Here is a 21,740-nt window from a genome sequence, read left to right on the forward strand (position 1 = left end):
AAACCAGTGCAGTCCAAACCAATGCAGTCCAAACCAGTGCAGTCCAAACCAGTGCAACTTGATCGTCGTCGTTTCTTGACCCGATCGGGTCGACAGGCGTTGTTTGGATGGGGCGCGTTCCACTGCGCCGGCGGATTGGCACGACCGCACCGGGCCGCTGCGGATGAAGCTGCGGATGAATCGGTCGCCGCCCCCGGCAAGCGTCCCAAGATCGCCTTTCTGGGCACCGTCGTTCGACGTCATTCCCATGCCCAACACTTCCTCGATCGCCACACGCTCGGTTACAGCTGGAACGGCCGCTGGCAACGACCACGCGTCGATGTCGCTTCGGTCTTCATCGACCAGTTTCCCGACGATGACCTTGCCCGCGGGCGTGTCAAACGTCACGGATTGAAGCTCTTTTCGACGATCGAAGAAGCGCTGACGCTGGGCGGGGAAACGCTCGCTGTTGAAGGCGTCGTGGTCATCGGAGAACACGGCGATTACCCCCGCAACGAAAAAGGACAGCATCTCTATCCACGCTACGATTGGTTCAAGCGAATCGTCAACGTCTTTGAACGCAGCGGACGTAGCGTGCCGGTGTTCAACGACAAACACCTGTCGACCGACTGGAACGAGTGTGTGGAGATGGTCGACGATGCCCGGCGGTTGGGGTTCCCCTTCTTGGCCGGATCGTCGCTGCCGGTGACACGCCGGATGCCCGCGATCGACATGCCCTATGACGCCCCGCTGCAAGAAAGCGTGTGCGTGGCCTATGGCGGGATCGACAGCTACGACATTCACGCGTTGGAAACCGCCCAGTGCATGTCCGAACGACGCGCCGGTGGTGAACGCGGCGTCAAACGGATTCACGCCCTGCGAGACGATAACCTGTGGAAACGGTTGGAATCGGATGATTGCCGAGTGACCCGAAAACTGATCGCCGCCGCACTCTCACGCAGCCACAATCTGCCTGTGGAAACCGGGTTTCCGACCGATGTGCCGTCGATCCAGTGGATGCGTCAAACCATGCCACAGACGACCGGCTACTTGATCGAACACCTCGATGGGCTGAAGACGACCATGCTGCTGACGGGGATTCGCGACTTCAACTACGCCGGCATGCTTGCCGATGGTCGCTTGGTGTCCTGCCAGATGTACTTGCCCATGCCCGGTCACGGATCGACCACCGCCGACTTCTTCAACCCCTTGGTCCGGCATATTGAGACGATGATCCTGGACGGCAAAGCGCCCTATCCGGTCGAGCGGACTTTACTCACCTCGGGAATGGTCATCGCAGGCGTCGACAGCCTGCACGCGGGCGAAAAACCGATTGACACCCCGCACCTGGACATTGCCTACACCGCCCCCAAAGCGTCGACGTTTTGGAGCGAGTAGCGCGTCCGGATTGCCTCGCGCAGGAGCCATGGTCGAACGTCGCTTCCTTCGCCAGAAGGTGGTCAAAAAATGGGCTGGTCAAAACATGCTGACGGTGGATGATTCACCACAGTCGGCTCCCATTTTTTGAGATCAACCCGTTGGCGGCGCGCTGCGTGGCCGGTTACACGTGGACATTCAGCACACCGAAGCCGCTTAGCCGAATCTCATTGGTGGATCTGCCGTCGGGCAAAGCGATCAACTCCGAGCCGGTTGAGTGCAACATGTGCCCGCTGGCGGTCCTGAATGACGGCAAGACGGTGTTGATGCAAGGGACCGGCGGTGACCGCGACGGGTTTGAAACCGGTGACCAGCTTCAACTCTGGAATTTGACGGGCAGCAAGGTCACGCGTTCGGGCATCTGGGTGCCCTTCAAGGACGACAAGAAGGCGTTCGGCAAAACCAGCAACGCCCATCCGATCAAGGCTATCCCGATCGACGGCGACCTGCTCCTTCTGCTCGGCGACAACGGCCACCTTGCCTGTTTCGACTTGCCGCGCCTCGCCCCGGTTTGGCACGCTCGCCTGTCACGCAACTTTGCAGTCACACTGACGACCGATCGAAAGCAGATGTTTGTGCTGGACGAACTCGGCAAACGTCCCGATCTCTCGTTCTTTGAAACCGTCGCGCTACCAAAGCTCTTGCAAGCACCGACAAAATCTTCAGCCGGCAACGCGCAAAATGCATTGTTGGTTTCCAAGTTCACGATGCGAGGTTGGGTCGATTCGCAATGAGATCGGAATCGAATGGGCAGGATGATGGGATGGCAGAATGATGGTGGCGTGTTGGTTGCAGTCCGTTGCACTCCATCATTCTGCCCCGAATCATTCTGCCAACCTACTCGCCGCTCCTCGCCGGTCGCTCAATCGCGATTCAGCCAGGCCCTCAGCTCTTCGGCATCCGCTTGGTCTTTGATACGGTCTGAGGCGGCTTTGTTTTTCAGCAAGAGTTCCGCCGCGATCACTGGAATCGTCACGCCGGAAACTTGTGTCGCAATCGCGGTCGCTTCGACCTCTTCAAATGAAACGCCACTGATCTCGGTCAACAAATCGATTCGAAACGGCGATCGGCCGAGCATGATGACCTTACCTAATTGCAAGAGTTTTCCCTCACCGAGTGTCTCTCCGAAACCGAATTGATCCAAAACGGCGCGGACGCGGCGTTCATTTTCATCATCACAGGCGACAAAGAAATCGATATCACCTGTTGCCCTCGGGTTGCGGTACAGGTTGTAGGCGTAGCCCCCAATCATCACGTACCGTACGCCGTGGAAATTCATCAACTCGATAAACTCTTTGAAGTCTTCCGGCAGCTGCATAGTACGGTTCCATTAGCGTCATGAACGTCTCAAATCGCTGCTGGACAGTCATCTCGTTGTCGTCTTTCCTGACGGCCTTTTCCAATGCGTCATGACTGTCGTAGACTCGAAGTGTACGGTCAATCATTCAATGGACCTCAGGCGTTAAGAAAGAGTTGAACAATGCATTGCCACGTCGATTCCCCACGTGGCTCCATTATTCTGCCCCGATTCATTCTGCCAACCTTTCCCCCCAACGCGATTTAAGTCCACAGATCGCGATCCAGGTTGCGATAGTTGATCGCCTCGGCGAGATGGAGTTCGTTGATCGACGCGTCACCGGCGATGTCAGCGATCGTGCGGCAGACACGCAGGATCTTGTCGTGGGCGCGGGCCGACAGCCCGTTCTCCTCGACGCTATGACGCAGCATCTTTTGGCAGGCGGTGTCCAGCTTGCAATGCTCGCGGACTTGGCGGCTGGTCATTTGGGCGTTGTAACGCACGCCGGACGGCCCTTCGCGAAAGCGTTCGGCCTGGACACCGCGGGCACGCTCAACATCGTCGCGCATTGCCTGGCTCGATGTGCCGGCGGCCGAGGACGACGACAATTCTTCAAACGGCACCGCGGGGACTTCGATGTGGATGTCAATGCGGTCCATCAGTGGCCCAGAGATGCGACTCATGTACTTCTCGACTTGCGGCGGGGTGCAATTGCAAGCGCGACGCGGGTCGCTGCGGTAGCCACAGGGGCACGGGTTGGCGGCGGCGATCAACATGAAATCCGACGGGAACGTGGTCGACCGCAGGGCGCGGGAGATCGTCACGATGCCGTCCTCGAGCGGTTGGCGCATCACCTCCAGCGTCTTGCGGTTGAACTCGGGCAATTCGTCCAGAAATAAGATGCCGTTGTGGGCCTTGCTGATTTCGCCGGGCGATGGAGGGCTGCCGCCGCCGACCAGCCCGGCATCGCTGATCGTGTGGTGCGGCGAACGGAAGGGACGCCGGGCCAGCAAAGGCTGCCCGGCGGGCAATTGGCCAAGCGCGCTGTAGATCCGCGTCGTCTCGATCGATTCGGGGGCACTCAACTGCGGCAAGACCGTCGGCACCCGCTTGGCCAGCATCGTCTTTCCCGAACCCGGCGGCCCGATCATGATCAGGTTGTGCCGGCCTGCCGCGGCCAGGGTGATCGCGCGTTTGGCCGCCTCTTGGCCTCGGACATCGCCGAAATCGACGTCGTACTGGCTGAAGGCTTCGAACAGTTGCTCCAGACGACTTGGTGCCGGATCGATGTCGACTTCGCCGGCGAAGAAGGCGACCGCTTGGCCCAGGCTTTCCACCGGGATCACCTCCAAGCCCTCCACCACTGCCGCTTCACTGGCGTTTTCCGCCGGCAACACGATCCCCCGTAATCCGTCGTTCTTGGCCGCCTCGATCGCGATCGACAGACCTCCCTTGACCGGACGGGTGTGCCCTTCGAGTGCCAACTCGCCGATGATCGCGTACTCCTCCAGACGATCCGGAATCAATTGCCCGCTGCCGGCCAGGACTCCGAGGGCGACGGGCAAGTCGAACGAGGCGGCCTGTTTGGGCAGATCTCCAGGGGCAAGATTGATCACGACGCGGTCGTGTGGTCGCGTGAAGCCGCTGTTGACGATCGCGCGTTCGACGCGATGCGTGGATTCCTTCACCGCCGCATCGGGCAGCCCGACCAGAATCGTTTTGGGCATCGCCGCCGGCGAGATGTCGACCTCCACATCCACCGGCATCGCCTCGATGCCCAACAACGTAAACGTCTTCAGTCGTGCCAGCATTGCATCCCGCCCCCCGAGTAACCCATCCAGTTGCCCGAAGTATCGACGATCAGCGGGGGGCCACGCAACGGGTGGGAGGCCCCCGCGCCCATTTGGTGCCACCCACCAATTCCCCGCCCATTTGGTGCCACCCACCAATTCCCCGCCCATTTGGTGCCACCCACCAATTCCCGATTTGGTGCCACCCACCAATTCCCGGAGCCGTCGGCTGATTTGCTAGCGAGCGTCTTGCCCAGCGATCGGCTCGGTCGATGGTCGATGGGTGGCACGAAATCGGGGAGGAGCAGCGGCGGTCATGACTCGTCGTCGTATTCTTCGTATTCTTCGTACTCTTCCTCGTCGGCGTCTTCCTCGTATTCTTCTTCGTTCGCTGGGCCGCTTTGCTTCGGTGACGCTTCTTCTGGATCATCGTCCGGCTCGGGAGGATCGAGCCCCTGCATTTCATGCCATTGTTCCAGCGTCAGCAAAACGTCGCGGGCTTTGCTGCCGTTGTACTGTCCGACGATGCCATCCTCGGCCATGAAGTCGATCAGCTTGGCCGCACGGCCGTAGCCGATTCCGAGATGGCGTTGGAGCAATGAACAGGATCCACGGCCTTCGCGAATGATCACTTCAACCGCACTGTCGTAAATGTCGGGCCGGTCTTCGTTGAGCGAGGGCCCGTCGCCGTCGTCGTCGCTGGCGACTTTCAAGTTCATCAGTTCACCGACAAAGTTTTGCTCGCCCATGCTGCAGTGCTCGCAAATCATGTCGATCTCTTCGTCGCTCAAGTATGTCCCTTGGCCGCGAATCAGCGTGCTGGTCCCCGGCCACAAGAACAACATGTCGCCATTGCCGAGCAATTTGTCGGCTCCGTTCTCATCCAACACGACACGACTGTCAGTTTTGCTGGCAACTTGGAAACTCAATCGAGCCGGCAGGTTGCTCTTGATCAAACCCGTGATCACGTCGACGGTCGGTTTTTGTGTCGCCAGGATCAAGTGGATTCCGACGGCCCGACTCTTTTGCGCCAAGCGAATGATGTGTTGTTCGACATCCTTTCCAGCGGTCATCATCAAGTCCGCCATCTCATCGGCGACGATGACGATGAACGGAAGCTTGTCTGGGACCGAGCCATCATCGTCCTCGGGGTCGATTTCCAACCGACGCAACACCTCGTCACGCCCCAGATCGTTGAAGCTGTTGATATGGCGGACTCCGGCATTGGCCAACAACGAGTACCGCTCTTCCATCTTCTCGACCGCCCACGCCAGAATTGCCTCGGCTTTGCGCATGTCGGTGATCACGGGGTGCATCAAGTGCGGCAGCTTTCCATACCCGCTCAGTTCGACCATCTTGGGGTCGATCATCAGCATCCGCACTTCGTCCGGCCGACAAGTCATCAGAATCGATGTGATGATCGCGTTGAGACAAACACTTTTCCCGGTCCCGGTTCGCCCGGCGATCAACAGGTGGGGCATCTTGGCCAAATCGACGACCATCGGATTCCCCGAAACGTCTTTGCCCAAGAAGACGGGGATGTTCATCTTCAACGAACGCATGTCGGACTCTTCCATCACGTCGCGCAACCGAACGGCTTGACGCTTTTCGTTGGGCACTTCGATCCCCACGGTGTTCTTGCCGGGAATCGGCGCAACGATCCGGACGCTGGGCACGCGCAATCCGATGGCCAGGTCTTCCGCCAAGCTGGTGATCTTGCTGAGTCTCAACCCGGCTTCGAGCTCGATTTCGTACTGCGCGATGACGGGACCGGTTTCGATCTCCACGACACGAATGTTAAAACCGAAGTCGGCGAACGTGGCCTCAAGGATCTTCGCCTTGCGACGCACTTCGCTCAGTTGCTCGTCATAGTCGATGTCGTCGCTGGCTTCGAGCAAATCGACACGGGGCAATTGATAGTCTTCACTCCCGGCCGGAGCGGCTTCGACCATGTCTTCGTAAAGCTGGTCCAATTCGTCTTCGTTTTTGTTCTTCTTCGGCAGTCGAATCTTGGGGCCCGGCACATCGTGTGCCTCATCACCGCGGAGCGAGACGGTTTCGTCATCGATCTCAAGTTCGCGAATTGAGCCGCTGTCGTCGGCGGTTTCCTCGTCCTCGTACTCTTCTTCGTCGTCGTCTTCTGCTTCATTCGGATTCGCAACCGCGACGGTCGTGTCAGAGTCCGCGGCGTCATCCGCGGTAGAACTGTTGCGGCGTTTGCCGGCGCGGACTTTGATCCGTGGTTCGGTGCGGGGAGCTTCCGATTCGTCGGCTTGTTCGTTCAGAGCATTCTCGTCGGTGGCCCCTTCGCCCGGTTCGATTTCCTCCGACGTCGCGATCGCCTCACCGTCTGATGCTTCCGCAAATGGAGCCGCGTGCTCCTCGAACGGTTCTCGACGCCGCCGCAAAGCAGGCGGCAACACTTTGGCTGCCTGTTGCACCCCGCGACGCGAGACCTGTGCGCTGCCGGCAAAGATCCGTCGACTGGCATACAAGATCGCGTAGTCGGTCGTCAAAAGCACACCGATCGCGAGCGTTGTTAACGTCAGAATCCACGCACCACTGGCGTTAAAATGCTCCAACAGCCAGGTCGATGACATCGCCCCGAGCACCCCGCCGGCACCAAAGACGGTGATGCCTTCGTTCTCAATCGGCAGCATCGCCGCCGCCGTGGCAACGCCGATCAGGATGATCGTCCCGCCCAGCGATCGAAGCACCGGCGCATTGAGTCGGCCGCGACGCAGCAACGCGATCGCCGTCCCGCCCAGCGCCGCGACGACGATTCCCGACGCCAATCCCATCGACGTCATCATCGCCGACGCCACCAGCGCCCCCCAGTAGCCGCAGGCGTTGGTGATCTGTTCGGCCGGCGGATACACCAAGACATCGGGCAGGTGCAACGTACTGATCGGCCAAAACGGTTCTTCCAACGGGTCGGCCGGATTGCGTGTCACCAACGAAATCGTCAGCAGGATGGTCAGCGCAATCAACAAGATCGCACCGACATCGCGAGCAAAGTCCGGTGTGGCGGAAGATTCGTTGGTCAGTTCGGCCGACATGCAGTGTCCGATGGGGGTGGGCCAGATTCAGTCATCCAACAAGGCTTGTCGTCTAAAATCGTCCCTCAAACTCAACCGACATGAATGCCACGGCTGGAACTGCAAAGACCCGATCGAGCGAAAAAGCCAACCCCCGCCGCAAGGTTTGCCAAAACCTTCAGGTCTGGCCAACCCTCAACCTTTCGCCAGTTGGCATGCGATCCACGAAAAGCCCTGCTTTGCAGCCAACCGTGGGAGATTTTTGCTGACGCGACGGTGTCAGAAGTAACAATGGTCTAGCGACTGGCCACGATGGCCGGGATGATCGGTGGAGGCTTGACCAATGGAAGCCTTCCACGCGTCTTGAAACGCCGAATCAGAAGCAGCCAAGGAGTCAGGCAGGCCCCATTTCGAGAGCCGATTCCTATCCGAGTACGTCAAGTGTCCATCGAACTTCTGCACACCTCCTTCGGTATTCTATTTACATTCGTGTGGCTATTTGTCGGTCAAATTTTGGTCGCCGGGCGGTAAACGGCCAATCGGCCAACGAGGTAGATCATGCGAATTGTCCTGCTGGCACTGTATTGCGTTGCCGCCTTGTGCCGGTCGTCTCTGTGCCTGGCAGATGATCGGCCGAATCTGGTCGTGATCGTTGCCGACGACTTGGGCTACGGCGAGACCGGCATGATGGGCAATCGGCAAATCCCCACGCCCCACATCGACGCCTTGGCCGATGACGGCATCCGTTGCACCAGTGGTTACGTGACGTCGTCTTACTGCAGCCCCTCGCGCGCCGGAATCATGACCGGCCGCTATCAATCGCGGTTCGGATACGACGTCAACCCGACCGGAAAACGGAATCTGATCCCGGGCATGGGACTGCCGCTGTCGGAAACCACCTTCGTCAAGAAGTTGGGTGCCGCCGGATACCGGACCGGATTGGTCGGGAAGTGGCACCTGGGGGCGACCGAGCCGTTGCATCCGTTGCGGCGCGGGTTCGATTCCTTCTACGGCTTTTTACACGAGGGGCATTTCTACGTCCCCGGATCACTCGCCGAGGGCGTCCCGCACAAAAACGTGCTGACGATGGTGCGAGACACGACGCTGGAGGCAGGCAAACGCGTCCGCAGCGGAAACCTGATTCGTGGCAACTACGCCCGGATGAGCGAGCCGCTCTATGACCAGGACAATCCGATCCTCCGCGGCACAGAAATCATCGAAGAGACGCGTTACCTGACCGACGCGATCACCGAGGAAGCGGTGACGTTCATCGACCAGCACCACGCGGATCCGTTTTGCTTGATGGTGTGCTACAACGCGGTCCACAGTCCGATGCAGGCAAAGTTGGAGGATTGTCAAACACTGCGGCGCATCACCGACGTCCAACGGCGCATCTTTGCCGGCATGTTGATCGCACTCGATCGTGGCGTTGGCGCGATCACCGAAGCGATCGACCAGCATCGACTGCGGCGAAAAACCCTGGTCGTTTTCCTGAGCGACAACGGTGGCCCGACGGCCGAGTTGACCAGCAGTAACGCGCCGCTGCGAGGCGGAAAGGGATCGCTGTACGAAGGCGGCATCCGCGTCCCGATGGTCTGGAGTTTTCCGGGGCGATTGCCGGCAGGCGTCTCCGAACCGCGGCCGGTGATCAGTCTGGATATCGCGGCGACGGCGCTGGACCTGGCCGGTTTGCCCGCCGACGATCAAGCCGACGGCATCAGTCTATTTCGCTGGATCGACAACCCGATCGCGACCAGCCATCAACACGTGTTCTGGCGGATGCCCGGCGGAAAGCAGGCCCTGCGGAGCGGCGACTGGAAGATCGTTCGTCCGAAAAAAGGCCGGCCGATCGAGCTGTATCACCTGAAGATCGATCCATCGGAAGAACGCGACCTGGCAAGCTCACAAACGGAAAAACTGCGTGAGCTGATCAACCGTTGGCAGGCGTTTGATGCGCAGATGGCTGACGTGGATCTTTGATCGGTCGACGGCCCCCGAAAGCCTCCGCGGCTTCTGCGACCCGGTGGGACTTGGCCAGAGTTTGCCGGTCACATCCTCTTTACTCTCGCGGCGCGGCGCTAGAATAGACGTTGAACCAACATCCGTCCCCTATCTCCCGGCGGGTACCCCCAATGCGATCGTTTCCCTCGACGCCGTCGCGTTCTCGGGTTTTGATCCTGATGACGATCATTCTTGCGTCCCTTTCCGTTGGACCGCTGGCGTCCGTCCAAGGCCAGGGCCTGGGCATCCAGGGAAATCTGATTCGTCAATCCGACGGATCCACCGCATTTGCGGTGCACACAGTCAACCGCGGAGGTTTGGCCAACCGTCTCGGGATCCAATCCGGTGATGTGGTGACCAGCATCAATGGCGTCGCCCCGGCGGATGCCGCTGCCAATCAAAAGGCGTTGGAACTGGCTGGTGGCTCGTCGACGATCGTCGTGCTCCGAAACGGCCGGCCGATTTCGCTGCAACTTCCACCCGATGGAATTCTCCCGGATGGCCCCGTCGTCTCCCATCGCCCGGGCTTGCCCGGGCGCCCAGGTCGCCCCGACGGCCCCTTCGATCCCGACCGCCCCAACAAACCGATCGAATTGGTGCCCGGCCAGCGCGGTCCGAACTTACAGATACAGCTGCAGCCGTCGGAGGCCTTCGACGGGTTGACCGTCCAGAAACTGCTTCCCAGAGGGCTGGGCGCCGGTCTGCGATTCCAACTCGGCGACGTGATCACCGCCGTCAACGGCACCACCGTCAACACGCTGGTAGAATTCAGCAGCGCGTATATCGTTTCCGAACGCCGCGACATCGTCGTGTCCGTGCTGCGCCGAGGCCGCAGTGGAACGATCACGATCAATCAAGAAACGTTGCGGAAAGCGTCGGCGCCGCGAGGCACGATCCTCCAGCCGCTCAAACTGAAGGTGTTTTTGGACTTCCGCGGCCAAGTCACCGTGGGCGGGGGAGAAGACGACGGACTGGGCGCCAAGCTGGGATTGAAACAACGCGGCGTCCGAATCCTGGAGGTCAACGGACGCGCGATCCGCAACGGCGGCGACTTGAGAGAATTGGATCGCCAGATCGAAGACGGCAAGGTTCGCCGCTTGGTGATCAAGATCATCCGCCCCGACGGCCAGAGCGACACGGTCGTCTATCCCTGATGAAGTGCAGAAACGCCGGTGTCCAGGTTTTGGCCGCCCCGCCGGTCGCTGCCAAGCAGCGACCGGAAGTCGCCTCAAGGCTAAACACCAACGAACGCGATTGTCATTCGCCAGACCCCCAGCCCCGCAACCCCCATCACCACGATCACCGCCAACACCAGACGCGTCCGTCCGAGCCCTTCGCCCATCGCTCGACCACGCGACACGACGGCGATCAGCAAAAAACAAGCGACGATCGGTAACAACAATCCGTTGGCCACCTGGGCAAACTGAATCGTCAGCGCCGGACTCTTGCCAAACCCGATCGCGAGAATTCCACCAACCAAAACCACCCCCAAAGCGATCGCCCGGAATCGCCGACGGGTCGGATCCGCCTGCCAACCGAGCGCACCGCTGATCGCATAGGCGGTTGCGAGCGGCGCCGTCACCGCGCTGGTCAAACCGGCGGCAAACAAGCCCAATGCAAATGCGATGCCGCCGGCGGGCCCCAACGCCGGTCGAAGTTGCTCGGCGATTTGATCGATCGATGTCCAAGGTTTCCCGGCCGAATGAAACGCCGTGCTCGCCGTGATCAGGATCGCAGCAGTCACCAATCCACCCAGCGCGACGGAAAAAAGAGTGTCCAAGTCAGACTGGGCGATCGCATGTCGCTTGTCGTCACCCTGCCACGTCACCGCCGCACCGCTGGCGTGCAGAAACAAGTTGTAAGGCACAATGGTCGTTCCGATCAACGCGATCACCAGCGTCAGATTCTCACCGTCGACTCGTGGAACCAACAAACCGTCAACCAGCTCGTTCCACGTCGGCATCGAAAACAGCCCGGCGATCAAAAACGACAGGCTCAGCAACACCACCCAGGCGACGAGGATTCGATGCAAGAGTTTGTAGCGGCCCAGCCAGATCACGGCCGAGGTCAACACGATCAAGACGACCAACCAGGACACAGCCCCGCCCTGTAACACCGACGTCGCCCCCGCGGCTGCCCCCGTCAGATTACCCGTTTGATAGGCCGCATTGCCGATCCCGATCGCAGCGACCACCAGGGCAATCGCCCCACGCAACAACCACGAACCGGACAACGACTCACGAATCGACTCCCCCAACCCCGAACCGCTGAGGATTCCCAGCCGCGCGGCAAGCGATTGCAAAACGATCGTCCCGAAACTCGCGAACAGGATCGTCCACAGCAAGTCACACCCGAATTGGGCGCCCGCCTTGCTAGCCGTAACCACCGTTCCCGGCCCGATGAACGCGGCCGTGACCAGCAACCCCGGACCGAACCGAAAACGCGATCGACAACCCGGCTGCGCCGATGCATCATCGCTCATCGGCCACTCCGACCTTCGCGATCGCATACAATCCGAACGTCGCCAACCAGTGATCGCCCTCGTAGTGACCGCTGTTGATATACGCCAATCCCGCAACTAAATGCGCATCGGCGTTTGAGTTCAAAGCACGCTTCAACGGGTGTTCTTCGCGAAGCGCCGCCGCAACGGAACGAAGACACCAGGCGCGGTTCAAATTCAGTCCTGCCAAATGGACGATTTTCGGATCGGTCAAATCGCTGACGCTGACCGGCGCGATCGTGCCGTCGGTCAATTGCGATTCCAACTCAGGCAAGAACCTCGCCAACCAATCTTCGAATTCCCGCGCCGTCAACACTCGGCGCATCAGATCGGCTTCGTTCCAGCACGATGAAAAAAAATCGTGACCGGACGGTTCATAGTGCACGGGGTAGGCGAGATCGTTTTCAAAGAAGGTTTTGGCACGCTCGACCACCAACGCTTGCAACTCAGGTTTTCCCATCACACGTGCGTAGTCGAAGATTTGCCCCAATGCAAAACCGGTATCGGTGTGTTGGCCCGTTCGGATCGGAAACGTCAGCAACGGCAAATAAGCGTTGACGCGTTGCACCAGAACCTGTTCCAGCGGACGCAGGCTGTCCCTCCACCGCTTTGCATCAGCGTCGTCCCAACCGTCCAGTTCGATCACCAAGCGAAACAACCACGACCAACCGTACATCCGCTCAAACGTTTTCTGTTCATCGCGGGCAAAGAACGCGGCTTCCTGTTTCAGGTTCTCTTCGGAAAGGTGTCTGGACAAGACCGCACGAATCTCGGCCGCCGACGACATCTCGGGGCAATCCTTCAACAGCCGCACCAAGACCCAATGCCCGTGCACGCTGCTGTGCCAGTCATAGCAACCGTAGAAGGCAGGAAAATGCTCGCGCGGCGCCTTGATCTGTTCTTCGCTGGAGTAAACCAGCGACAGCTTGTTAGGAAACTCCGTGTCCACCCCCCTCATCACCAGGTTCGCCCAGGATTCGGCGACTGCCTGGGGCATGACCATCGACGCCGCAGGCTCTTTTGCCGTGGCCCCGCCGGCCAGGGCTATCGCAAACCCAAGGATCGCGACCAGCGATCGCCGACGGATTCGTGGAAACGAAGCTGCAAAATCAGGTAGCATGTGGCTTTTCATCGTTGACGTCATGGAAAGAAACAATTGTTTCGTCGACCGCCTCCAGGATGACAGAAGATCCGCGGGCGCATCAGATTGGTGACATTGGCGCGACCGATTGAGCCCAGAATGTTGTCTGGGTGTTGTAGCGGGTTCCGACCACGATCGGCACCCTCGATCAATTATGAAGCGTCAGAATGTCCCTCAAGTTCCGACAAACGCCCCGCGAGTCTTTCCCAAGTGACCTTCCAACCTCCATCCCGTCGTCGATCCCACGTCCGCGTCATTTCCCACCGTCGAAGAGGCGGCCCCAGGCTTTCCCGGGTCGAACGACTCGAATCCCGCCAGCTTCTCGCCGGGGATGTCGCGGAAGTGTGGTTGGGTGACGATCCAGACGGCTCGGGATTCGGCGGACCATTCGAAACCACAGGGCCGATGATCGTCGGTGCACCGACCAGCCCTGCCGCCCCGGAAAACGCTTCCTCGGCAAACCTCTTTCCCACCGCGGCCCACCCGGTCGACGGAAACAACAACGTGATTGTTCCGCAAGCCGGCGAGCCATTCTTCGTACGCGTCGAATTCACTTACGATAACCCGCTCCACGACGCCTATTCGATCGGGCGAACTGTCAACCGAAATCCACAGCATGTCGCACCGCCGGTCAGTTGGGGCTCGGGATTCGTCGGCCGCACCACTTGGCATCACGTCTGGGGAGTCTGGGTGATGCACAAAGCAGGAGTGTACAGCATCACCGTCACGCTTGATGTCGACAACACGATCGATGAATCAAACGAAATCGACAACTCGATCACCGTCGACTTCACCGTCGGCGGTGACATCACCCACGAGTGGGCGTTGGTCGAAGCCGAGCAGGGTCGCGCCCTTTTGGGGGACGGTACCGACGTGATTGTGGGCACAATGGACGACGCCTTCGATTTCAATCACCCCTGGTTCACCGGATTCGATTCGTCGGGAAGAAATCGGTTGGTCGCGTCATCGCAGAACACCGATGGGCCCGGAGACAGCCCCGTCAATGCGAATCATGCCACCGCGGTGATGGGGATCGTCTTGGCAAGCGGTGACAACGACGGCGACGTCACCGGTTTGGCGCCCGATGCCCGCTATGTGACGGCTGAGTTCATCAATCGCGCCCAGGTTCCGGGATTGAATGTGCAAGACGTCTTCGAAGCCGCCGGATTCCTGGTCGACAACGGCGCCGAGGTGATCAACATGAGCTGGTCCTGGTGGGCGGGGTCGGCGACGGATTCCTACCTGGGCGAGACTTCGAAAACGAATCTGCTGGTCGACTATCTCAGTTACGGTCTGGACATCGTCGCGGTCCCCGCCGTCAACCAACTGAGCAATCATTCCCGTCCGACTGCGCCGGGATCGTCGCGGAACGTGATCACCGTCGGTGGGCTTCGGGAGACACTCGACCGCGCGTGGAGCCAACAAGATTATGGTCCGACACCCGACGGCCGCAGCAAACCTGACTTACTCGGCAATGCCGCCGTCGATGTGGTGTCCACACGAGCCGCCTGGCGCGACGGTCGCCTCGCCGGCGGTGGATTCGGCGGCACCAGTTTCGCCACTCCGTTCGTCACCGGCGCGGTCGCTCAAATGCTTGATTACGGCAAACGCAATCAGCTGACCACCGATCACCGGCTGATCAAAGCCATCGTGATGAACTCGGGCATCAAGACCCTGGACGCGGACGGATCCCCCTGGAGCAACACCGTCACACGACCGCTGGACAACCAGCAGGGCACCGGCGTCCTGAATCTTTCACGCGTCCACGACATGTACGCCGCCGGCCAGCAACCACCGGGGCAAGTTGCACCGCTCGGCTATGATTTCGGTGATCTGACCGGAACCATTGATTCCGCCGGCGGAGTCGCAACCTATGACCTGGGCCATGCCACCACCGGGGGCGAGATTGACGTCACGTTGACTTGGGATCGACATACGTTCTGGAACGATGCCAACTCCAACGGGCGGATCGATGCCGCGGACAGTTTTTATGTTGACCCGAATGATGCCCAAGACAATCTGGACCTTGTCCTGCTGCGCGACTCGGTCCCGGTCGCCCGCTCTGAGAGCACCGTGGATAACGTCGAACACCTGCACCTGACGAACCTGCAACCCGGACGCTACGAATTGCAAGTGATTCGCCGCGTCGTCCCAAATTCGGGCAATGGCGAAACCTATGCGTTGGCCTGGCACTCAGACGCCAGCTTCACCCAACCGCCCCAAGTCACCTCCGTGCAAGTGGGGCAATCGCTCTCCCGCAGCCAAGTGACAGAACTCACGGTCCGGTTCGACCAGACGATCGATCACGCCGTTGTGGAGAGTGCCTTCGTCGTTACCAACACCACCACCCAGACCCAAGTCGGACAGATCCATGTGACAGCCACCGACAACGCGAACGCCACGACGGTCCAATTGACGTTCGACGGGGCATCAACCGACCCGCGTCAAGGAAGCGGCGTGTTGGGCAACTCGTTGTCCGATGGTCGATATGAGCTGCAGATCCTCTCCGGCCAAATCCTCGGGCTCGGAGCGATCGCGATGTCGCAAGACTACTCTTTCACCGGCGCAGCAGAGGCCGATGACTTTTTCCGCCTATTCGGCGACACCGACGGCGACAAAGACGTCGACGGACAAGACTACGGACGATTCGGGCTGACGTTCCTGCGTGACTCAGCCGACCCGAACTTCAACACCGAACTTGACTACGACGGCGACGGTGACGTCGACGGCCAGGACTACGGCCACTTCGGCGTGCGGTTTCTACGATCACTCCCATGACCGTCGCCGCAATGAGGGGCGAACTGCCGCAACGCATCTCCGTTGTGAATCGGGGCTTCGGTCACCGGACCGTTCGTTCGATCAGGTCAACGGTCCCGTCGGAAGCCACAAGAAAGAGATATGCCAACTGCCCCACAACCAACACGGCGCAAAGCACTGCGAGCAAACATTTCGCAACCATTGTCCACCGTCCTCGAATTGAAAAATTGTGCCGGTCGTCGCCAAACCGTTGTGCGTCGGCCTCGGTGCCGATCCGACGACCGAACACGACAAGACATTCGACGGCCAACACTGCGGCAATGGTGTACCCCACATCTTCCCAACTGAACCCTCGGGTTGGGATCCACCGTTGATAAAACTCGAGAGAAACCAGAAACAAAGACGAGGCCGAGAGGACGAGACGTCGGACGACATCCCAGCCAGCGGCGCTCAATAGAATTGCGGGAATCACGCACACGCCCAATGTCATGACGAACGTGCGAAAATTGAACTGTGCGTCCAGCCAGGAGATGATCGAATCCGGCAAAAACACAAGGTCCGCTGCGGACGTCGAAGGCTTGATCAGCGCGTAGGTGGCAATCCCCAGTGTCACGACAAACCAAATGCCGACCACCATCAACCGCCATCGGTCCGTCTGCCATGGATGCCGTAAATTTTTGGTTGTCATCGAGATCGCGTGAATGCAGTTTCGTTATGTCAATACCATCCGAATCGTCACCGTCTCAGTCACGGACTCGCCGTCGGGGCAGCACTTTCGCACACGTCTTCACGCGAACGTTCTCCATCGCCCCGATCGGAGAAAGCCCGATCGGAGAAAGCCCGATCGGAGAAAGCCCGATCGGAGTAGGCCCGATCGCTGATTGACTCCGCGGCGTCGACTCTGACCGAGCCGCTTGGTAATTCAACGCCAGCGTGCGAACCGGATTGCGTGTCGATGGAACATGCCGTTTTCAGGTCACCAATGAACTTCGTCAGAATCGACTTTCGTCCCAAATTCTTGACGGCATATGCACGCGCCGCGGTTCCGAGCGATTCCCGCAAATCGCGGTCGACCGCCAATCGCTCGACCGCCTCACAAAATGCGACCGAGTCTGCCGGCGGTACGACAAGCCCATGTCCATCGACCACATCGGCGATTTGCGTTCCGGGTGACGCGCACGCGACAACGGGGCGTCCCGTGGCAAGCATCCCGGTCAATTTGGAAGGCATCACCAAATCAGCGGCCCCCGCTTTTTGGGGAAGCAGGTGGATGTCAGCTGCATTCATCAATTCATTGAAACGCTCCATCGGCTGAAGGGGAAGGAATTGAACGTTGTCCAGCCCGTGTGACATGGCCAGCAAATCGTTATAGGCGGCGCCACGCCCGCAGATTACAAAGTGCAGGTCGCTGCGACCGCCGGATTGCCGGGCGGCATCGAGAATTGTTTCGAGTCCCTGTTTGGCGCCAAGATTGCCTGCATACAGGGCGATACACTTTCCGGGAGGGAGTCCAAATTTCGCACGGATGGAATCAACGAAATGCCGTTTCGCCGCAGCACGATTTTCAGACAGCGGTCCGACAGCATGTTGATCGACCGCCGGCTCGAGCGGCTTCATCACATCGCAATCGACCCAATTCGGAAATGCGACCACCCGCTGTTGCGCGACGCCCTTCTGGATGAGTTTGACCAACATGTTGGGTGAGATACTGCTAACGCGGTCGAACCGTCTCATCAGAAACGCTTCGGCGGCGAGCACGATTCGCTTCAGCAGCGGCTGCTTTAGAATTCCGAGCTCAAAGGCCGCATCGACTTCAAAATCTTGGACATGCAACCAGGCCTTTGCCCGCGTTAAACGAGCCGCAATCCAAGTCGTCGGCATGCAAATGGCCGCCGGTTCGACAACCATCACGACATCCGGGCGGAATCGGATCGCGGACCAGAACATGGGCGGAATACTGGAGAGCCCGAATGATGCCAAGTGAATCACACGTTTCAATCCGGTCACCGAGCGCGGGACCCACAGCGGACAGCGAATCACCTCGATCCGCCCGCGTCCGTTCTTCGATTGCGTCACCTGTCGTGAATAGATCCGCCCCTGATATCCGTCCAAGATTTTCCATTGAGGATAGTAGGGTGGCGTGGTCACAACCACGACGTGGTGGCCAACTTCCGAAAGCTCCTGCACCATCTCGCCCGAATACTTGCCGATCCCGATTTCCTCGGGGCTGTAGTTCAAACCATGCAATAGGATCTTCATTTTCTTGCTGCTCATCGTTGTGATACTTCGCCGCCAACCCGTTCGCCTGCAAAGCACTGGCGCGGGGGGCGTAGGTCACGTCCAGGTCGGGAGTGTATGCGGTGTGTCCAATCGCAATTTCATTCCTCAGTGAGTGTGCCTGTGCGAGGCGTGCGCGCCTTGAAGGCAAAATTGCGAGTCCAAATCCCTTCACCGCGGGTTCCCGTCTCGACCAGGTTGGCGGTCGAAATGACGTGTCTCTGCAGGCTCCACATCCACGAACGCATTCGACCTTGTAGGCTCTTTGAAGTCCCCAAATGTTCAGCCGCGGCAAAGTCGACGAAGTTCGTCACCGAGAGCATCGTCCGCATCGCCGACGGAGTGGGGCACCACTGGTGCGTCGGGTCACCATAGAACACGTGGCCTGCAAACGGAGACAACCCGTTGGGGACATGTCCGATCAGCAAACCGCCCGGCTTCAGCTTGCGTCCGATGATTCCGAGCAGATCGTAGGTTTCTTGACGCGTGAGATGTTCCAAAACGTCAAACAGAGTCATCACATCGACGCTCTCGTCATCGCGGTCGCTAAGGAAGTCAAATAGGTTTTCCGATGCAACCTCGGGCGCAATGGTCCTGGCCAACGCCACCTGTTCTTCGCTCAAATCGCATCCACACAGACGGGTAAAGCCAAGATTCCGAAATGCCAACAGCAATTCGCCTGCGCCGCACCCGAGGTCCATCACGACGCTGTCACGTGGCAATGACGCGACCCATGGCTCGATCACCGGTTGCAGTTTAGCGGCATTGAACGCCAGGGCATCGGCATCGGCATCGCCTTTGAATGCGGAGCGGTAGGACGCGTAGATCGCGTCTTGGTAGGATAGGTGTTTGATCATTCGATAGGACTCCGGAAACGGTGGGACGCGGGATTGTCAATGCGATGCATGTTGCGAGCGGGCGGATTCGTGGGGCCACGGGTCCACTTTGCGACTTGCGGCACGACCGCCGACGGCCGCAACCGGTTCGCCCAGGTGGAGCCCCGTCAGATCGGAAAGGGTATTCAAGATTTCGTCCCGGTCTTGCAGAGGGGCGACCGACATTTCGAGTTCCATCAGTTTGGCGCCGACGAGAAACCGGTACCAATACCCTTGCAAGAAGTGGTACACCAGTCCGCTCCGTCCATCGAGAAATCCGAGTTGAAGCACGTAGCGATACAGGAAGTACCCCAGCGAACTGATGGTGAATGGGATCCGGTTGTAGATACGGTTTTTGAGCAGACGTTTCGCGGACGCTTGAAAGGAAGCGTTCTCGCGGGTCACGGCAGTCTGGTTTCCGAGCAACCCGAGTCGCTCGCCGAGCACTTGGACCGCCTCGCGGGTCGCGTACCTGTTGTGCTTCTCGATGAAATACGTGAGGTCGTTGAGGTTGTGATCCGCAAATCCACCTTCAAACGTGATCGTCCGACCACCGGAGACCACGATATGCTCGTCCATCCAACGGTCTTCGACCCGTCCACATCCTCGACGAAAAAGGCGAGTCATGATCAGTGGATAGCGGCCACCGAATCGCACCCAACGCCCCATAAAGATGTGCTTGCGTTTAAAGTTCACGCCGACCACCTCAGGGGGCAAGGTCGGCAGACGTCGAAGGATCTCTTCTTGCAGATCGGTTTCGATGATTTCATCGGCATCCAGACGAAGAACCCACTCGGCGGTAATGGGGGCATGATCCATCGCCCACTGAAACTGTTTCGCCTGGTTGACAAATTTGTTTTGCAGGACCACCGCACCGGCGTCTTCTGCGATCTTCACCGTGTCATCGGTTGAGAACGAATCGATGACAAAGACCTGGATTGCCACCGCTCGGATCGATTCCAAGGCACGTCGCAGATGAATCGCTTCATCCTTTGTCAAGATCACGACCGCAATGTTCTTGTTATTCAATTCGCTCCCCCAGCTGATCCGTGAAACGTGAGCACTTCGTCCACCGGCAATCGTTCCGATCGCGCGGCCGCACGGTCGCGGGTGACCGGGATGCCGAACGCCATCATGAGAATCAGCTTCTCTCCCTGAGGAATCCCGGCAGCCTGCTTGATGCGTTTCTCCTGACGATTGGTCACCGCCAAATTTAAAAAGCAACAACCGAAGGAGTGAGAGAGACATGCCATGCCCAATTGCATCGCAAAAATGCCTCCGTCGACATAGGGCTGGTGACGTGGTTTCGCACCGCTCCAGGCATACGTTTCGGATGTCACGACGAAGAGATTGCTGACCCGCTGCGCGAAACCGGTCGATCCCCCCTGAAGCCTCAACAACGCTTCAATTTCCCGCCGATTCTGATAGACGTGGACTCGAACCGACTGACGATTGCACTGGGACGGTGCAGATTGTGCGCACTTCACAATCCTCCTCACATCTTCACTGGAAACCGGTTCGGGCAAAAAGTCCCGACAGCTCCAGCGTGAGCAGAGAAATTCCGAAGAGGTCTGACCGTTGACCAGGGCGTTCGGTGTCACCGTCCCCCCCTTAGGCTCGATCCCCTGGTCTTCGGCGCGTCGAACGAATTGCGTGATCCTTGCCCCGAGTGCGCCCAGGTCGATGTTCCGATCGGCGTGATACGCGCTGTACTCACGTAACGCCCCGTAAGCCATTTGTAACGGGAACCTCGGACCGCTCCAGTCATACTGTTCACAAAGATCGATGACCGTTGCGATTTTTTGCCGTCCAAATGACGGCCGGGTCTCTGCCAAGCTAAGCCCCTTTTCGACGGTATGGGCCAACAGAACGATGTCGTAATAGAGGCTTGGTTGCGCGGGTGAAAACGGACTGCCTTTCCCCCAGCGAATACAATGGAGCCAGTCGCCGAAAAGTTCGACCGGAAGCAACAACAATGATGCGAGTGCCCGAAGACGGTGCAAAATCCACTTCATGACGGGTCTCTCCCTGCCGGGGCGGTTTCTGAGAGCACACGCTCCTTTAGCCGGACCGCCGGGTTTCCGCCGGCGATCACCCACGGATCCACGTCCCTGACCACGCAAGCACACGCCGCCACGACCGCACCTTCACCGATTGTGACGCCGGGGCCGACGAATGCCTGGGCCGCGACCCAAACATGGTTTTCCAACACGATCGGTGCGGTCGTCAGCGGACGTCGCAGGCTTGTCACATCATGGCTTCCGGTGCACAAGAACGCGCGTTGGCTGACGGCGACTTTCGATCCGATCGTGATGCGGTTCATGCAATAACAATCGACTTGATCGCCGAGCACCGAATAGTCGCCCATGGTCAGATTCCAGGGCGCCCAGATTTTGCAGGAGGGGGCGATTCGGCAACCTTCCCCGATCGTTGCACCAAAACTTCGCAACAGGGACCTGCGCCAACCATGGAGCAACCATCGCGGTGTCATGCGAAATGCAACGAGCCAAACCGAAGTCCAAATCAGCCGCCGCACTCGTTCGCGACGAGAGAGTTGATCGACGTACTTCCATTGCCGAAATCCGCTGGCACTTCCTTCGGTCACACGGTTCTTCAGTGCAATCAATCGTCGTACCTACAGTGAGTGT

Annotated in this window: 16 protein-coding genes; 5 read left to right on the forward strand and 11 right to left on the reverse strand. The window is 59.1% G+C overall.

What is annotated here, in order from left to right:
- Window positions 1–21: 21 nt before the first annotated feature.
- Both H1B37_RS08370 and H1B37_RS08375 read left to right on the forward strand, forming a co-directional pair.
- The gene (locus tag H1B37_RS08370) at window positions 22–1,377 is read left to right on the forward strand and encodes a hypothetical protein (protein ID WP_220498104.1); all 1,356 of its coding nucleotides are present in this window, start codon (window positions 22–24) and stop codon (window positions 1,375–1,377) included.
- 98 nt (window positions 1,378–1,475) lie between these two features.
- Window positions 1,476–2,150: a hypothetical protein gene (locus H1B37_RS08375; RefSeq protein ID WP_182866185.1), complete on the forward strand. Its 675-nt coding sequence runs from the start codon at window positions 1,476–1,478 to the stop codon at window positions 2,148–2,150.
- Between the two features lie 128 nt (window positions 2,151–2,278).
- On the opposite strand, the gene H1B37_RS08380 is transcribed toward H1B37_RS08375, so the two are convergent.
- From H1B37_RS08380 to H1B37_RS08390, 3 genes are all read right to left on the reverse strand, one after another.
- Complete coding sequence (locus tag H1B37_RS08380) at window positions 2,279–2,734, reverse strand: nucleotidyltransferase (RefSeq protein ID WP_182866186.1); 456 nt, start codon at window positions 2,732–2,734, stop codon at window positions 2,279–2,281.
- A 242-nt stretch (window positions 2,735–2,976) separates the two neighbouring features.
- Window positions 2,977–4,524 carry a YifB family Mg chelatase-like AAA ATPase gene (locus H1B37_RS08385; RefSeq protein ID WP_182866187.1) on the reverse strand — a complete coding sequence of 516 codons (1,548 nt, stop codon included), beginning with the start codon at window positions 4,522–4,524 and terminating at the stop codon, window positions 2,977–2,979.
- Between the two features lie 293 nt (window positions 4,525–4,817).
- The gene (locus H1B37_RS08390; RefSeq protein WP_182866188.1) at window positions 4,818–7,562 is read right to left on the reverse strand and encodes an FtsK/SpoIIIE family DNA translocase; all 2,745 of its coding nucleotides are present in this window, start codon (window positions 7,560–7,562) and stop codon (window positions 4,818–4,820) included.
- Window positions 7,563–8,099: 537 nt separating this feature from the next.
- Between H1B37_RS08390 and H1B37_RS08395 the strand changes: the two genes are divergently transcribed.
- The gene (locus H1B37_RS08395) at window positions 8,100–9,521 is read left to right on the forward strand and encodes a sulfatase-like hydrolase/transferase (RefSeq protein WP_182866189.1); all 1,422 of its coding nucleotides are present in this window, start codon (window positions 8,100–8,102) and stop codon (window positions 9,519–9,521) included.
- A 200-nt stretch (window positions 9,522–9,721) separates the two neighbouring features.
- Window positions 9,722–10,696 (forward strand): PDZ domain-containing protein, encoded by a 975-nt coding sequence (locus tag H1B37_RS08400; protein WP_182866190.1) that lies wholly within the window; start codon window positions 9,722–9,724, stop codon window positions 10,694–10,696.
- 80 nt (window positions 10,697–10,776) lie between these two features.
- Here the strand turns inward: H1B37_RS08400 and H1B37_RS08405 are convergent, their stop codons facing one another.
- On the reverse strand, window positions 10,777–12,024 hold the full coding sequence (locus tag H1B37_RS08405) for an Nramp family divalent metal transporter (RefSeq protein ID WP_182866191.1): 1,248 nt from the start codon (window positions 12,022–12,024) through the stop codon (window positions 10,777–10,779).
- Window positions 12,014–13,045 carry a DUF2891 domain-containing protein gene (locus H1B37_RS08410; RefSeq protein ID WP_436298247.1) on the reverse strand — a complete coding sequence of 344 codons (1,032 nt, stop codon included), beginning with the start codon at window positions 13,043–13,045 and terminating at the stop codon, window positions 12,014–12,016. Before H1B37_RS08410 ends, H1B37_RS08405 begins: the two co-directional genes overlap by 11 nt.
- A 486-nt stretch (window positions 13,046–13,531) precedes the next feature.
- On the opposite strand from H1B37_RS08410, the gene H1B37_RS08415 reads away from it, so the two are divergent.
- Window positions 13,532–15,961 (forward strand): S8 family peptidase, encoded by a 2,430-nt coding sequence (locus tag H1B37_RS08415; protein WP_182866192.1) that lies wholly within the window; start codon window positions 13,532–13,534, stop codon window positions 15,959–15,961.
- Window positions 15,962–16,022: 61 nt separating this feature from the next.
- Here H1B37_RS08415 and H1B37_RS08420 read toward each other — a convergent pair whose 3' ends face one another.
- The 6 genes from H1B37_RS08420 to H1B37_RS08440 form a co-directional block, all read right to left on the reverse strand.
- A complete protein-coding gene (locus H1B37_RS08420; RefSeq protein ID WP_182866193.1) occupies window positions 16,023–16,628 on the reverse strand; it encodes a hypothetical protein in 606 nt (201 codons plus the stop codon).
- Between the two features lie 59 nt (window positions 16,629–16,687).
- Window positions 16,688–18,214: a glycosyltransferase WbuB gene (locus H1B37_RS08425; protein WP_220498105.1), complete on the reverse strand. Its 1,527-nt coding sequence runs from the start codon at window positions 18,212–18,214 to the stop codon at window positions 16,688–16,690.
- A gap of 104 nt (window positions 18,215–18,318) precedes the next feature.
- Window positions 18,319–19,074, reverse strand: a complete 756-nt coding sequence (locus H1B37_RS08430) for a class I SAM-dependent methyltransferase (RefSeq protein WP_182866194.1) — start codon at window positions 19,072–19,074, stop codon at window positions 18,319–18,321.
- A 36-nt stretch (window positions 19,075–19,110) separates the two neighbouring features.
- A complete protein-coding gene (locus H1B37_RS08435; RefSeq protein WP_286177530.1) occupies window positions 19,111–20,121 on the reverse strand; it encodes a glycosyltransferase family 2 protein in 1,011 nt (336 codons plus the stop codon).
- Window positions 20,118–21,191, reverse strand: coding sequence for a nitroreductase family protein (locus H1B37_RS33710; RefSeq protein WP_353620803.1), 1,074 nt, complete (start codon window positions 21,189–21,191; stop codon window positions 20,118–20,120). The genes H1B37_RS08435 and H1B37_RS33710 overlap by 4 nt, the downstream gene beginning before the upstream one ends.
- Window positions 21,104–21,718, reverse strand: a complete 615-nt coding sequence (locus H1B37_RS08440) for an LbetaH domain-containing protein (protein WP_220498106.1) — start codon at window positions 21,716–21,718, stop codon at window positions 21,104–21,106. The genes H1B37_RS33710 and H1B37_RS08440 overlap by 88 nt, the downstream gene beginning before the upstream one ends.
- Window positions 21,719–21,740 lie beyond the last annotated feature (22 nt).

Origin of the sequence: Stieleria mannarensis, assembly GCF_014154935.1 — a bacterium.
Taxonomy (GTDB): domain Bacteria; phylum Planctomycetota; class Planctomycetia; order Pirellulales; family Pirellulaceae; genus Stieleria; species Stieleria mannarensis.

Coding starts and splice junctions, on each gene's coding strand:
- H1B37_RS08375 (WP_182866185.1), top strand. CDS start 1,476: ATGATTCACCACAGTCGGCTCCCATTTTTTGAGATCAACCCGTTGGCG.
- H1B37_RS08395 (WP_182866189.1), top strand. CDS start 8,100: ATGCGAATTGTCCTGCTGGCACTGTATTGCGTTGCCGCCTTGTGCCGG.
- H1B37_RS08380 (WP_182866186.1), bottom strand. CDS start 2,734: ATGCAGCTGCCGGAAGACTTCAAAGAGTTTATCGAGTTGATGAATTTC.
- H1B37_RS08405 (WP_182866191.1), bottom strand. CDS start 12,024: ATGAGCGATGATGCATCGGCGCAGCCGGGTTGTCGATCGCGTTTTCGG.
- H1B37_RS08385 (WP_182866187.1), bottom strand. CDS start 4,524: ATGCTGGCACGACTGAAGACGTTTACGTTGTTGGGCATCGAGGCGATG.
- H1B37_RS08400 (WP_182866190.1), top strand. CDS start 9,722: ATGACGATCATTCTTGCGTCCCTTTCCGTTGGACCGCTGGCGTCCGTC.
- H1B37_RS08430 (WP_182866194.1), bottom strand. CDS start 19,074: ATGATCAAACACCTATCCTACCAAGACGCGATCTACGCGTCCTACCGC.
- H1B37_RS08420 (WP_182866193.1), bottom strand. CDS start 16,628: ATGACAACCAAAAATTTACGGCATCCATGGCAGACGGACCGATGGCGG.
- H1B37_RS08410 (WP_436298247.1), bottom strand. CDS start 13,045: ATGGTCATGCCCCAGGCAGTCGCCGAATCCTGGGCGAACCTGGTGATG.
- H1B37_RS08425 (WP_220498105.1), bottom strand. CDS start 18,214: ATGAGCAGCAAGAAAATGAAGATCCTATTGCATGGTTTGAACTACAGC.
- H1B37_RS08370 (WP_220498104.1), top strand. CDS start 22: ATGCAGTCCAAACCAGTGCAGTCCAAACCAGTGCAACTTGATCGTCGT.
- H1B37_RS08390 (WP_182866188.1), bottom strand. CDS start 7,562: ATGTCGGCCGAACTGACCAACGAATCTTCCGCCACACCGGACTTTGCT.